This window comes from Vreelandella neptunia, from assembly GCF_034479615.1.
GTDB classification, from domain to species: domain Bacteria; phylum Pseudomonadota; class Gammaproteobacteria; order Pseudomonadales; family Halomonadaceae; genus Vreelandella; species Vreelandella neptunia.
In genome coordinates, this window is sequence record NZ_CP140255.1 from 1,371,842 (window position 1) to 1,386,320 (window position 14,479).

A 14,479-nucleotide genomic window follows, 5' to 3' on the forward strand; every position below is an offset into this window, starting at 1 on the left:
ATAACCGTTCGTGACTACATTAATTGGAGATTCCATGGCGCACCCCTCCTCTAGAGGCTTAGCCCCTATCGCCGAGCTGGTGGACGATATCCGCCAGGGCAAAATGGTGATTCTCATGGACGATGAGGATCGCGAAAATGAAGGTGATATCATCATGGCTGCCGAAAAAGTGCAGGCTGAGCATATCAACTTTATGGCTCGTTTCGCCCGCGGCTTGATCTGTATGCCGATGACGCGCGCCCGTTGCGAGCAGCTTAATCTGCCGCTAATGGTGCGCGATAACGGTTCCGGTTTTGGCACTAAATTTACCCTCTCCATTGAGGCAACCGAAGGTGTCACTACCGGCATTTCTGCAGCGGATCGAGCGCGCACAGTGCAAGCTGCCGTAGCACCTCATGCAAAACCCTCCGATATCGTTCAGCCAGGCCATATCTTTCCGTTGATGGCAGAGCCGGGTGGCGTGCTGCGTCGTGCCGGGCACACTGAGGCGGCGTGTGATTTGGCAGCACTGGCAGGCTGTGACCCTAGCGGTGTAATCTGCGAGATCATGAATGATGATGGCAGCATGGCGCGACGCCCGGAGCTAGAGGCGTTCGCCCAAGAGCACGGCATTAAAGTCGGCACCATCGCGGATCTGATTCATTACCGTATCGTCAATGAGCAGACCATCGATCATCTGGAAGCGTCAACGGTAATGACTTCCCATGGCGAGCTTGCGCTGCACGTGTTCCGCGACCGTATCCAGGGCGCCCATCATTTGGCGCTGGTCAATGGTCAACCCACGCCGGAACAGGCCACCACGGTGCGTGTGCATCTTGCCGATACGCTGCGTGACGTAATGGGCTTAATGAAAGGCGAGCAGTGCCGCTGGGATGCCCACCGCGCGTTGGAAGAGATTGCCGGTGCCGCGCCAGGCGTGTTTGTGTTGATTGACGATGGTCGCCCGCACCAGGATTTGAAAGACCAGCTGGATATCTTTTTGGATCGCGTGCGCCAGCCGCGTACCAGTGATTCCGACGGTGCCGGTAACTACCTAACCATCGGCACCGGTTCCCAGATTCTGCGCTATTTAGGCGTAGGTAAAATGCGATTACTTAGTTCACCGTGGAAGTTTTCGGCGCTGTCCGGCTTTGATCTTGAAGTCGTAGAGCGTTTGGGCCCAAATGACACGGCGTATGAGCCAATTTCTCAGCAGGACGAATCAGCAGGATTAAATTGATGCACTCCCTCACTCAAGTTGAAGGTACCTTTGTTGACGTTGATGGCCACTATGTCATCGTGGTCGGCCGTTTTAACCATCACGTGGTGGATAGTCTTGTGGAAGGCGCCGTCGACAGTTTGACCCGCCATGGCGTAGACGCAGAACATATTCATATCGTTCACGTGCCGGGCGCCTGGGAACTCCCACTGGCGGTGAAGCGTGTACTAAAGGTGATGAAGCCCGATGCAGTGATTGCCCTGGGTGCGGTCATTCGCGGTGGCACACCGCATTTTGAATACGTGGCGGGCGGCTGCAATACGGCGATTAATCACCTGCAGCTTGAGTTTGATACGCCGGTGGCTAACGGCGTGTTAACCGTTGAAACCATCGAACAGGCGATTGAGCGCGCGGGTACCAAAGCCGGAAATAAGGGCACCGAAGCTGCCATGGCCGCCATGGAAATGGTTTCTCTGCTCCGCGCGCTGCCGTCAGGAGATACCCAATGAGCGAGCGTAAACCCTCTGCTGCTCAGCAGGGCCGTCACGCGGCGCGTGAGTTAACGGTGCAGGGGCTTTATCAGTGGCACATGACGGGTAAATCCATCACCACCATTGAAGCCGAGTTTCGTAGCCAGGTCGCCGATGACGACCTTGAAGATCACGAAAACTGGGTGAAGGTGATGGAGATTGCTGACAAAGCACTGTTTCACGAACTCCTCCACAACACCGTGCGTTTCAAAGCTGAACTGGATCGTGAGATCTCCCCCCTGCTAGACCGCCGCTTAGAAGATCTTGATGCGGTAGAGTTGGCCATTCTACGGTTGGGCGCTTACGAGCTTTCCCGCCGGATGGAAGTACCCTATCGTGTAGTGATTAACGAAGGCGTTGAGCTGGCTAAGTCATTTGGCGCCACCGACGGCCATAAATACGTGAACGGCATTCTCGACAAGCTGGCGATTCGCTTGCGCAGTGCCGAGGTCAGCGCTCGCCGTCTCTGAACGCGAGCGGTATGACACAGCGTTTAAGGGGCCTTTGTGCTTGCCGAATTTGATTTGATTCGACGCTACTTTATGTCGTCGCAGGAGGCGTCGACCGCGTCAAATGGTGTCACACTGGGATGTGGTGACGACGCCACGCTACTGGTACCGCAAGCAGGCCAACAGCTGGTCGTAAGCGTTGATACCTCGGTAGTGGATGTACACTTTCCCCGCGAAGCCCCGGCATTCGCGGTGGGTCATCGTGCCTTGGCCGTTGCTCTGAGCGATTTGGCCGCCATGGGGGCGACTTCACGCTGGTGCTTAATGGCGTTAACCCTGGATCAGCGCCAATTTGCCGATGATGAAGCGACCGAAGCCTGGCTGGCCGACTATGCACAGGGCTTTCATGCCCTTAGCCAACAGCACGCCACTACGCTGGTGGGAGGCGACGTCACTTCCGGTGCGCTTTCCATAGGCGTTACTGTGATGGGCGAGGTACCGGTAGGTGAAGCGTTAACCCGCGGCGGTGCCCAGGCGGGTGACTTGATTGCCGTCACCGGTGCGTTAGGCGGTGGGGCAGGGGGGCTGGCGCTTTGGCAGCAGGGCGAGCGTGACCTTTCGCATCCGTTGTTGAGTCGCTACCTATTGCCCCAACCGCGCTTAGCGGCGGGTTTGGCGCTACGAGGCCTGGCCACCGCTGCACTGGATATTTCCGATGGGCTGCTGGCTGATTTGGCGCATCTTCGCGAGGCCTCGCAGGTAGGAGCCATCATTGCGTTAGATGCACTACCACTAGCGGACGAGCTGGAAAGCACGCTAGGGCGGGAAGCTGCGCTAAAAGCGGCGCTTTCCGGCGGAGATGATTACGAACTGCTGGTTACGCTGGGCGCTGACGACGTCGCCGAGGCGCAGCAGCGTTTGGTGCCACTGGGCCTCTCGCTGACCGTTATCGGCCGCTGTAGTGAAACGTTGGGCGTTAGTGCTTCTGATCAAAGTGATTTAAGTGGTTATGCTGGCTGGCAGCATTTTAGTGGGGAAGCGCCATGAATCGTGCACCGAAAAGTGTCTGGCGTCGCCCAACACATTTTTTTGCCTTCGGCTTAGGTAGCGGTACTGTGCCTTGGGCACCGGGTACTTTTGGCACGCTAGCGGCAATTCCGTTCTACTGGATGATGGCGGAATTGCCCCTGGGGTGGTACCTGAGCATTTGTTTTGTCACCTTCATTGTCGGTGTTTGGCTATGTGATAAAACGTCCCATGATTTAGGGGTGCACGATCACTCCGGCATTGTATGGGATGAGTTTGTGGGGTACTGGCTGACGATGGCGGCGGTGCCTTTTTCTTGGGAGGCTGCGTTATGGGGTTTTATCGTATTCCGCATCTTTGATGTCTTTAAGCCCTGGCCCATCCGTTGGGCTGATCGCCGCGTGGCGGGCGGATTTGGCATCATGATCGATGACGTGATGGCAGGGGTCTACGCCTGGAGTACTATGCACCTCTGGTTCTGGCTGCACTAAACTGGAATAAGTGGTGAGAGAGCAGAAGCGGTGGATAACTTTTTCGAGCGCGTTGGCTTCAAGGAGGTAGCATGCGCAAGGAACGTCTGATTGTCCCCACACTGGCGATCATAGCCGTCGTGTGGATGGCAGCGCAGCTTCTCTCCAGCGTGCTGTTTGAGCGCAGCCTGCGCCAAGCGCTCGAAGACCTGGAGGCGCGGGGGGAGTGGCGGGTCAACCGTACAGAGAGTCGTCAGGGTTGGCTAAGTTCCCAGGGTAGGCTGATTCTGTCCCCGCTGCTGGGCCGCCCCTGGCGCCTTGAGCTTACCTATCGCGCGCGACACGGCATTTTAAGCACGGACGTCGAAGGCACTGTGTTACCCCGCCTCGATACCGTGTTACAGCAAGCTGTGGGTGAAGTCTCTGCTCCATCTGTGCCGCGCTGGCAAGGGCGCTACCATACCCTGAGTGGTCATAGCGAACTGCGCCTTGCCCTTGCTCCCTTCGTTATTCAACAAAATGGTCGTGAGCTAGCCGTGCGCGGCGGTCGGCTGCGCTTGGAAGGGGTGTTTGGTGATTGGCGACTACGCGCGCTGTTTGATCAACTCACCCTTATTGATGGGATGGCCCAGCTTGCGGTAGGCCCCACTGTGCTCGAAAGCCGCTATACCTATATTGATGATGCTTACCACTTTGCTCAACGCGACCATCTGCATATTGATACGCTGACGCTTAGCTACCCCTCCTATGATATTCAGCTCTCACCCCTCGACCTGAATAGCCATATGGTGCTGGATGAGAGCGAGCTACGTATTAAAGGTGACCTAGAAATAGGCGATGTGATGGTGCCTTCTGAAGCGCCGGACATGCCGCTGCTCAGTGGTCGTATAGAGATGGAGCTTTCCCGCCTGAATGCCGATGCAGTGCGCGAAGTGATACGCCGTTTGCGCCAGGAAGCCGCCTGGGGAGACGCTAGTCTACCCATGGCCGAGGGGTTGTTGGCCCGTCTTGAACCTGATCTGCGTAAAGTGCTTAGCGACTCGCCGCGTTTAGATGTCATGACCGTTGCCATCGAAAGTCCGTTGTTAGGTATTCGTCTGGATGCGGATGGCGCGCTGTTTTTTGATGCCCGCCAGCTAGATGAGCTTAGCGTAGTTGACCTCGATAAAGAGCAAGAGCAGGCAAAATGGCTGGAGCGTATTGATGGTGACTTCACCTGGCATGAAGCGCCCACCGTCGCCGCGCTATGGTTAGGGCTCCCGCTTGGCACTCGTGAACTGCAGTTCGATGTGGTGCGCGGCGTGTGGCGTGTTAATGGGCGCCCGATGCCCGAACTTTGGCCTGAATAAGCGTTATTAAACCGACTGTTCTACTCGTGAAGGGTTGAAGTTTCGGCGCACTGCCCGCATTCCATGAACAACGCTAGGCGGTTGTCACCGCCGGTATCGGTTCATTGGAGGACGCATGAGCGACCAGGATTACGAACGCGACGCTGAAGATCTTGATTGGCAACTTGATGACGAGCAATCATCCACTACTGACGACGCTCCTAGTAGTGAAGCCACCGGTAGTGAAGGTAGTAGTGAAAAGAGCATTAATGGGAGTGCTGAAAAGAGTGCTCAAGAGCAGGGTAACCATCAGGGTGGCAATGATTACCGCTCAGACGGCGAGCGGGTAAACTCCCTGGTTCCTGCCAGTGAAATGCTTCCTGAGCGTATTTACCTGCTGCCTATTCATAATCGGCCATTCTTTCCTGCCCAGGTACAGCCGCTGGTGGTTAATCGCGAGCGCTGGGAAGAGACCATGCGCCGCGTGGGCAACACGCCGCACCACACCCTAGGTGTTGCCTTTGTCGGCGAGCAGGGCGTTACCTCCCTGGATCATGAAGGTTTCCCGGAGATCGGTACCGCGGTCAAAGTGCACAAACTCAAGGGCGAAGACGATCAGATTCAGTTTATCGCCCAGGGCCTTCAGCGTTTCAAAATTACCCGCTGGCTCTCCAAAGAGCCGCCTTACCTTGTCGAAGTTACCTACCCTAAAGAGCCGGTTGACGCGGAGAATGAAGAGACCCGTGCCTACGCCATGGCGATCATTAACGGCATTAAAGAACTGCTGCCGATTAATCCGCTGTATGGGGAAGAACTCAAGCACTACCTCAACCGTTTTAGTCCGCATCAGCCGGGCCCGTTGACCGACTTTGCCGCCGCGATTACCTCCGCCAAGGGCCCCGAGCTTCAGGATGTGTTGGCGACACTGTCGGTAGAAGAGCGGATGCAGAAGGTGCTACCGCTGCTGCGTAAAGAGATCGATGTGGCGCTGCTACAGGGCGAAATCAGCGAGCAGGTAAACGCGCAAATGCAGGATCGCCAGCGCGAGTTCTTCCTGCGTGAGCAGCTCAAGGTGATCCAGCGTGAATTGGGTATCTCCAAGGATGATCGCGAAAACGATGTAGATACCTTTCGAGCGCGTTTGGAGTCGCTGGTGGTTCCCGAACGCGTTCAATCGCGTATCGAGGATGAGCTCAATAAGCTCAGCGTGTTGGAAACCGGTTCGCCAGAGTATGGCACCACGCGTAACTATCTGGATTGGCTAACCTCGCTGCCCTGGGGCGTCACCAGCCAGGATCAGTTGGATCTACCCCATGCCCGCCAGGTGTTGGATCGCGACCACGACGGTTTGAAAGACGTTAAAGAGCGCATTATCGAATTTCTGGCCGAGGGCAAGTTTAAAGGCGACGTAGGTGGCTCGATTGTGCTGTTGGTCGGCCCGCCAGGGGTAGGTAAAACCTCCATTGGGCGTTCGATTGCTGAAGCCCTGGGGCGTCAGTTTTACCGCTTCTCTGTGGGCGGCATGCGCGATGAGGCGGAAATTAAAGGCCATCGGCGTACCTATGTGGGCGCTATGCCCGGCAAGTTGGTGCAGGCCTTTAAGGAAGTCGAGGTCGAAAACCCCGTTATCATGCTGGATGAGATCGACAAGCTAGGGCAGTCCTTCCAGGGCGATCCCGCCTCGGCGCTGCTAGAAGTGCTTGATCCTGAGCAGAATGTTGACTTCCTCGATCATTATCTCGATGTGCGCATGGATCTCTCCAAGGTGCTGTTTATATGCACCGCCAACACCCTGGATTCGATTCCTGGGCCACTGCTCGATCGCATGGAGCAGATCCGTCTTTCCGGCTATATCGCCGAAGAGAAACTGGCGATTGCCAAGCACCACCTATGGCCGAAGCTGCTCAAGCGCGACAACCTGACGAAAAAGCGTATCAGCCTGTCCGATGCTGCCTTGAAACAGGTCATTGAAGGCTACGCCCGGGAAGCGGGGGTGCGCCAACTGGAGAAGCAGCTGCATCGCATTGTGCGTAAATCCGCCGTTAAGCTGCTCGAAGAGGAGCCCGAAACGATCAAGATATCGGTTAAGAACCTTGAGGAGTTCTTGGGTGCGCCGATCTTCCGTAAGGAAAAAGTGCTCACCGGCGAAGGGGTGGTGACCGGCTTGGCGTGGACTTCCATGGGCGGCGCAACGCTACCCATAGAAGCGGGCAAAGTTCACTCTCTGGATCGTGGCTTCAAGCTGACCGGGAAGTTGGGCGAAGTGATGCAGGAGTCGGCTAATATCGCTTACAGCTATACCCTGGGCCACCTGCAGGAGTATGGCGCCGATGCAGACTTCTTTGACTCGGCGTTTGTGCATTTGCACGTTCCCGAGGGCGCCACGCCGAAAGATGGCCCCTCGGCGGGTGTGACCATGACCACTGCACTGCTGTCACTGGCCAAGCACCATGCGATTGATCGACCTTTGGCGATGACCGGCGAACTGACGTTAACTGGACAAGTGCTGCCCGTTGGCGGTATTCGTGAAAAAGTCATTGCTGCCCGCCGCAGCGATATCTTTGAATTAATTCTTCCCGATGCCAATAAGCGCGATTACGAAGAATTGCCGGAGTACTTAAAAGAGGGCGTGACGGTGCACTTTGCCAAGCGCTACCGCGATGTGGCGGATGTAGTGTTTGGCCGAAAATAAAGCGTTGATTTTATTTTTAGCAAGCTTTTTTTAACCCTTTTAAGCGTCTTACATAAGTAAGGCGTTTTTTTTACATTTGTTCACTAGGGCAAAATTAAAACTATGTCGATAATAGCGCATGGCTATAAGAAATTAAGTATAAGTTATTTTTTGGGGGTTCTATGCGCAATAACCAACCTGTGACACAGCGTGAATACGTTCTGAAAGATGAGGCGGTGCTCATTTCTCGTTCGGATTTAAAAGGCAACGTTACCTATGCCAATCCTACCTTTGTTGAGATCAGTGGCTATAGCCGTGAAGAACTCATCGGCTCTCCCCATAATCTTCTTCGTCATCCTGATATGCCTGAAGCTGCCTATAAGGACTTCTGGAAAACTATTCAGGCTGGGGAAACTTGGCAAGGGGTTGTCAAAAACCGACGTAAAAATGGCGATCACTACTGGGTAAATGCCACCGTGGCGCCACTCCGGGACGGAGAGCGGATCGTTGGCTACACCTCCGTGCGCCGAAAAGCAATGCCAAAAGCGATCGCCCAAGCAGAAAAAATCTACGCTGAAATCCGCGAAAAGGGAAAATCCCGCCACTACGCGTTAGCCCATGGCACGCTGCGACGTAAAGGCTTGACCGGCATGCTGACGCGCTTTCAGTTCACCAGCTTGAAAGCCAGGCTCATCAGTATGGTAGTGGCATCGCTTCTACTGCTATCTTTTTCAGGTGGTTTGGGTGTGTACGCGGTTATGGTTTCTGGCGAAAGACTGGAAACTATTAATCATTCAGGATTGGGCGAAGTCGCCTCGCTGCAGCATGTCGAGCGCTACATTGGTCAAACGATTGAAACGCTTGAGCCCGCAGTGCGAAGCCCACGCCGCGCTGACCTGGAGGCAGTCAACGCAGATATTGGCGAATATACTGATGCTATTCAAACACTTTGGTCGGGCTACTTTGTAGATGAAGTTATCACTGATGAGACTGCTCAAGCCTTTGATAGTGCGCTGAGTACCTGGAGCTCAGCGGTGCAAACTACCCTGGTGGCGATTCAAGAGGGCAATGGATTTGCGGCCTTTGAAGCCTTTAATGACATCGTGGTGCCGACCACTGAATCTCTGCGCGAGATGAACAGTAACCTGGTCGAACAGGTGCGCGCCGATGCTGAAGCGCTGGTCACTCAGGCGCAAGACGGTCGTCAACAGCTGTTAATAGCACAGTTGGTGCTGCTGGCAGTCGGCTTTTTAGTCATGATTGCCCTAAGCGTGATGATTCTAAAATCCGTGTTTCGCAGTTTGTCGGGCGCGCGGTATATCACTTTCCAAATTGCCGCGGGTAACCTGGCTGCCCGTGAACGTCGCCAAGCCAACGATGAACTGGGCGAGTTGCTCTACTCCCTGGACACCATGCGCTTTAGCCTCTCTAGCATTGTGGGCGATGTTGAGAGCCGCGTTTCGGTGGTCACCCCGGCGATTCAGCAGATAGCCGCTGAAAATGAGGAGCTCTCTTCACGTACGGAGCAGCAGGCGTCGTCGCTTCAACAAACGGCGTCGAGCATGGAGGAGATGACCTCGACGGTTCAGCAAAATACCGATAATGCCCGCCAAGCCACTGACCTGGCGGTGCAAAACACGGCCAGCACCCGGGAAACGGGGAAACAGATGCAGCAACTGGTGGAACGTATGCAGCGTATCGCCCAGAGTGCTGAAAAGATGACCGAGATGATCAGCGTGATCGACGGGATTGCTTTTCAAACCAATATTTTGGCACTCAACGCCTCGGTAGAAGCCGCTCGTGCGGGCGAGCATGGTCGCGGCTTTGCGGTCGTCGCCAGCGAAGTGCGCAATCTAGCCGGACGCAGCGCCGATGCCGCTCAGGAAATCCGCAAGATGATCGATAGCACTACCCAGGAGGTCAGCGGTGGTCGAAGCGCAGTGGAACAGGCAGAGCGGGCGATCGAGGAGGTCTCTCAACAGGTGAGTAGGGTCAGTGAACTGATGGAGTCGATCAGCACTGCGTCCAGCGAGCAGAGTAGTGGGATCGGTCAAATTAACTCGGCGATTGCCGAAATGGATACTGTGACCCAGCAGAACGCCTCCAAAGTTCAGTCGATTGCGGCCTCAGCCGATAACCTCTCCCTTGAAGCGTTTGAGCTCGCCAACGTGGTCGATGCGTTCCGTTTGGAAGGCGCTAGAGATGAGAGCATTAAAGAGGCGCGGGCCAAGTTGCAGCGCGCTAACCAGGCACTCAGCAAAGCTGCCCGCAGTTTGCCAGCCCCTTCCGAGCAGCGTGCTAAGTCATCCTCAGCGCAGCCCCGTACCGACCAGTGGGAAGAGTTTTAGCGCTCATCGGGCATTACGGTTCTAATGGGATATAGATAGCTGATTTTCCTCCATTCCTTTCACTACATGCCACCCTTCGCGGTGGCATGCTTTATGCATCGCCCCTAATCTTATTCTAATGATGGCGTAAGCCTTCAATAAAAAAGTAGGGGTTCTCAATGCGCAGTGCTAAACAGGCAACATCTACGCAATCAGTATCGAGGCAAACATCATCCAGCTTATACGAGTTGGCTGATGATGAAGTGCTTATCTCGCGCTCGGATTTGCAGGGCAGAATCACCTACGCCAATCAAACCTTCGTGGAGGTGAGTGGCTACACGCTGGACGAGATCATGGGAGAACCCCATAGCCTGTTCCGCCACCCCAGCATGCCCAAAGCGGTATTTCAGAACCTGTGGGAAACCATTGAAGCCGGTAAAACCTGGCAGGGGCTGATCAAGAATCGCCGTCACTCTGGCGAAGCGTATTGGATGCATACCACCGTCGCGCCGCTGCTCGATGGTGACCGTGTGGTGGGCTATACCTCTATTCGGCGCAAAGCGGAAGGTCTAGCCATTGCCCGGGCAGAGCGGGTATACGCTGCTATGCAACAGGGCAAAACCCGTGGTTTCAAGCTCCATTTTGGTGCAATACGCCACACTGGGCTGCGCGGTTGGGCAAAGCGTTTTAGTTTCAGCAGTATGCAGGCCAAACTAATGGGCATGGTGCTGGCTTCAGTGGTTTTATTAGTCATCGCAGGGGCGGCGGGGGTGTATGGCTTAACCAGTTCCGCTGAGCGATTGCGCACCCTCAATCAAACTGGCCTTGAAGGCATTTCCGATCTTCAGCAGATTGACCAGCGGGTTAGTCAAGCGACCCAGGCGCTAGAGCCTGCGGTACGCAACCCGAGGCGAGCGGATCTTGATGCCCTTGAAAGCCAATTAGCCGCCATGAGTGCCAACATTGAGCAATCGTGGCAAGGCTATACTGCAGCGCGCGAAACCGGCGGTGTGCAAGAGGGGTTAACGGCTCATATCACCACCTTTATTGAAAACGCCGCTATCACCCTGACGGCTATTCAGGATGGCAACGGCTTTGCCGCCTTTGAAGCCTTTAATGACAACGTGCAGCCCACCTCTGAAAGTATTAGTGCCACTATCAACGTATTGGTTGAACAGGAACGAGCCGCCGCGCATACGCTAATGGAAAATGCCGAACAGCAGCAACAGGTATTACTATATGGTCAGTTGGGCGTCCTGTTGCTGGGTATTGTGTTAATGGTGGGGCTAAGCATGGCGGTACTCAAATCGATGATTAAATCGCTCAACGAGGCGCGCCGGGTAACGTTCCAAATTGCCGCGGGTAACCTCGCCAACCGAGTGACCTTAAAGCGTAGTGACGAGTTGGGCGAGCTGTTGAGTTCGCTGGAAACCATGCGCGCTAGCTTGTCGGGGTTGATCACCGAGGTGGGCAGCAAAGTCGATGTGGTGACCCCAGCATCTGAGCATATCAAACAGCAGAATGAGGAGCTGGCATCGCGCACTGAGCAGCAGGCCTCCTCGCTGCAGCAAACTGCTTCTAGCATGGATCAAATGACGGCGACCGTGCAGCAAAACAGCGAAAACGCCCGTCAGGCCAATCAGTTGGCCATGCAAAACGCCACCACCAGCCGTGAAACCGGCGAGCGTATGCAGGCGCTAGTGGAGCGGATGGAGCGTATCGCTGCCAGCGCCGATAAGATGACCGACATCATTAGCGTCATCGACGGCATCGCATTTCAAACCAATATTCTGGCATTGAATGCCTCGGTTGAAGCGGCACGGGCTGGCGAGCAGGGGCGTGGCTTTGCGGTAGTGGCTAACGAAGTGCGTAATTTAGCCGGTCGCAGCGCCGATGCCGCCGGTGAAATTCGCCGCTTGATCGACGCCTCCTCCCAGGAGATCAGTGGGGGTGCCCAGGCGGTAAAAGAGGCCGAAGCCGCTATTGAACAGGTCGTTACCCAGGTGATGAAAGTCAGCGATATCATGGAAGAGATTAGCACCGCCTCCGGTGAGCAGAGCAACGGTATCGCGCAAATCAATACTGCCGTCGCGGAGATGGATCATGTCACCCAGCAGAATGCCTCCAAAGTGCAGTCAATTTCCAGCGCCGCTCAAGATCTCACCCGCGAAGCACTAAGCCTGGCCAATGTGATCGCCGCCTTCCGCTTAGAGGGCGCCGCCGAAGAGAGCAGCGAGACGGCGCGTGAGCGCTTGCTCAAACAAGCAGGGCTTGGTTCCTCGCTATCAGTAGCGGCAGCTGCCCAGGCATTAGCGTCGGCCCAGAGCTCCTTGCCGCAGCGTACTGCCCAAGCCCAGCCAGCCGAAGAGGCGTGGGCGACCTTCTGAGAAATCGGCGCCATGGAGGGCGCTTCACTCGCCATCGAATCTCTCTATTTAGCCTCTTCATCAAGCCTCTACATCTAGTCTCTGCGCATTGCTCATGCCACAATCAAAAAACACTGATATTTTTCAGCATTAGCCTAGCCCGCGGCTTTAGGTGCTGTGGGTTAATAAAAAATAGAGCCTAGCTATTATTAGAGAGTAGAGGAAGCCATGCCAGAGTATCGCTCACGTACCACCACCGCCGGTCGCAATATGGCCGGTGCCCGCGCGCTATGGCGCGCCACTGGTATGCAAGACGGCGACTTTCAAAAGCCGATTATTGCGGTAGCCAACTCCTTTACCCAGTTTGTGCCGGGCCATGTCCACTTAAAAGATATGGGCCAACTGGTGGCACGGGAGATTGAGAAGGCCGGGGGCGTCGCCAAAGAGTTCAATACCATTGCGGTGGACGACGGTATCGCCATGGGCCACGATGGCATGCTCTACTCGCTGCCCAGCCGCGACCTGATCGCCGACAGCGTTGAGTATATGTGTAACGCCCACTGCGCCGATGCGCTGGTGTGTATTTCCAACTGCGACAAGATTACCCCCGGGATGCTGATGGCCGCGTTGCGTCTCAATATTCCGGTGATCTTTGTTTCCGGCGGCCCCATGGAAGCGGGTAAAACCAAGCTGCTCAACCATGGTTTAGATTTAGTCGATGCCATGGTGATGGCCGCCGACGACAGCGTGGATGATGACACCCTGGCAGAAGTAGAGCGCAGCGCCTGCCCTACCTGCGGCAGTTGTTCAGGCATGTTTACCGCCAACTCAATGAACTGCTTAACCGAAGCGCTGGGCCTGGCCTTGCCTGGCAACGGCACCGTGCTGGCGACGCACTCTGATCGTCGTCGCCTGTTTGAAACTGCTGGCCATCGTATTGTCGAGCTGGCTAAGCGCTATTACGAAGGCGATGAGGCGCACCTGTTGCCTCGCGCCATTGCCTCCAAGGCAGCGTTCAAAAACGCTATGACCCTGGATATCGCCATGGGCGGCTCGACCAACACCATTTTGCACTTCCTGGCGGCGGCCCAGGAAGCCGAAGTTGACTTCACCATGTCGGATATTGACCGCCTCTCTCGTGAAGTACCCCAGCTCTGCAAAGTAGCGCCCAATACCCAGAAGTACCATATCGAAGACGTCCACCGTGCAGGCGGCATTATGGCCATTCTGGGGGAGCTGGATCGTGCCGGAGTGCTGGATACGTCTGTGCCCACTGTGTATGGCGATAGCTTAAAAGAAGCGCTGGATGAGTGGGATATCATGCGCTCGCCAAGCGCTGAGGTGGTTGAGTTCTTTAAAGCAGGCCCCGGCGGTGTACCGACCCAAACGGCATTTTCCCAAAGTGCCCGCTGGCCGAGCTTGGATGGTGACCGCGCCACCGGCTGTATTCGCGACCTTGAGCACGCCTTCTCTCAGCAGGGCGGCTTAGCCGTGCTCTACGGCAATATCGCGCTGGATGGCTGCGTGGTCAAAACCGCCGGGGTCGATGACTCGATTCTGGTCTTTGAAGGCCCCGCCCATGTGGTGGAGTCCCAGGATCAGGCGGTCGCCGATGTGCTGGCGGATAAAGTCAAAGAGGGTGATGTGGTTGTGATTCGCTACGAAGGGCCGAAAGGTGGCCCCGGTATGCAGGAGATGCTCTACCCGACGTCCTATCTCAAATCCAAAGGATTGGGTAAAGCTTGCGCGCTACTGACCGACGGGCGCTTCTCTGGCGGCACCTCAGGGCTCTCTATTGGCCATGTTTCTCCTGAAGCAGCGGCGGGCGGCGCGATTGGACTAATCGAGCAGGGCGACCTGATCCGTATCGATATCCCAAACCGGGCGATCAACGTCAAACTGACGGATGCTGAACTGGCGGCCCGCCGAGAAGCGATGGAAGCCAAAGGCGCCACTGCCTGGAAGCCTGCTGAACAGCGTCCACGTAAGATAACCCCGGCACTTAAAGCCTATGCGCTGTTGGCGACCTCCGCTGACAAAGGGGCTGTTCGGGATCTAAGCAAGCTCGACTGATACATGCACTGAAACACACAATCAGCCCGAGTAAGGAATCA

At 55.7% G+C, this 14,479-nt stretch carries 10 protein-coding genes; all 10 read left to right on the forward strand.

The window, feature by feature from the left end; genetic code table 11:
* The first annotated feature begins 34 nt into the window (after positions 1 to 34).
* Positions 35 to 1,219: a bifunctional 3,4-dihydroxy-2-butanone-4-phosphate synthase/GTP cyclohydrolase II gene (gene ribBA / locus SR894_RS06255; protein WP_133730277.1), complete on the forward strand. Its 1,185-nt coding sequence runs from the start codon at positions 35 to 37 to the stop codon at positions 1,217 to 1,219.
* Positions 1,219 to 1,707, forward strand: coding sequence for a 6,7-dimethyl-8-ribityllumazine synthase (gene ribH / locus SR894_RS06260; protein ID WP_133730278.1), 489 nt, complete (start codon positions 1,219 to 1,221; stop codon positions 1,705 to 1,707). Before ribBA ends, ribH begins: the two co-directional genes overlap by 1 nt.
* Entirely contained in the window at positions 1,704 to 2,198 is a 495-nt protein-coding gene (gene nusB / locus SR894_RS06265) for a transcription antitermination factor NusB (protein ID WP_007114491.1), read from the forward strand. The genes ribH and nusB overlap by 4 nt, the downstream gene beginning before the upstream one ends.
* Positions 2,199 to 2,234: 36 nt before the next feature.
* Entirely contained in the window at positions 2,235 to 3,224 is a 990-nt protein-coding gene (thiL, locus tag SR894_RS06270) for a thiamine-phosphate kinase (RefSeq protein WP_133730279.1), read from the forward strand.
* The gene (locus SR894_RS06275) at positions 3,221 to 3,694 is read left to right on the forward strand and encodes a phosphatidylglycerophosphatase A family protein (protein ID WP_133730280.1); all 474 of its coding nucleotides are present in this window, start codon (positions 3,221 to 3,223) and stop codon (positions 3,692 to 3,694) included. Before thiL ends, SR894_RS06275 begins: the two co-directional genes overlap by 4 nt.
* Before the next feature lie 71 nt (positions 3,695 to 3,765).
* Positions 3,766 to 5,022 (forward strand): DUF945 family protein, encoded by a 1,257-nt coding sequence (locus tag SR894_RS06280; protein ID WP_133730281.1) that lies wholly within the window; start codon positions 3,766 to 3,768, stop codon positions 5,020 to 5,022.
* 115 nt (positions 5,023 to 5,137) lie between these two features.
* Positions 5,138 to 7,693 (forward strand): endopeptidase La, encoded by a 2,556-nt coding sequence (gene lon / locus SR894_RS06285; RefSeq protein ID WP_133730282.1) that lies wholly within the window; start codon positions 5,138 to 5,140, stop codon positions 7,691 to 7,693.
* A gap of 161 nt (positions 7,694 to 7,854) precedes the next feature.
* Positions 7,855 to 10,020 carry a methyl-accepting chemotaxis protein gene (locus SR894_RS06290; protein ID WP_133730283.1) on the forward strand — a complete coding sequence of 722 codons (2,166 nt, stop codon included), beginning with the start codon at positions 7,855 to 7,857 and terminating at the stop codon, positions 10,018 to 10,020.
* Positions 10,021 to 10,178: 158 nt separating this feature from the next.
* Positions 10,179 to 12,386 (forward strand): methyl-accepting chemotaxis protein, encoded by a 2,208-nt coding sequence (locus SR894_RS06295; RefSeq protein WP_223288233.1) that lies wholly within the window; start codon positions 10,179 to 10,181, stop codon positions 12,384 to 12,386.
* A 207-nt stretch (positions 12,387 to 12,593) separates the two neighbouring features.
* Complete coding sequence (gene ilvD, locus SR894_RS06300; RefSeq protein ID WP_223288232.1) at positions 12,594 to 14,438, forward strand: dihydroxy-acid dehydratase; 1,845 nt, start codon at positions 12,594 to 12,596, stop codon at positions 14,436 to 14,438.
* The last annotated feature ends 41 nt before the right edge of the window (positions 14,439 to 14,479 follow it).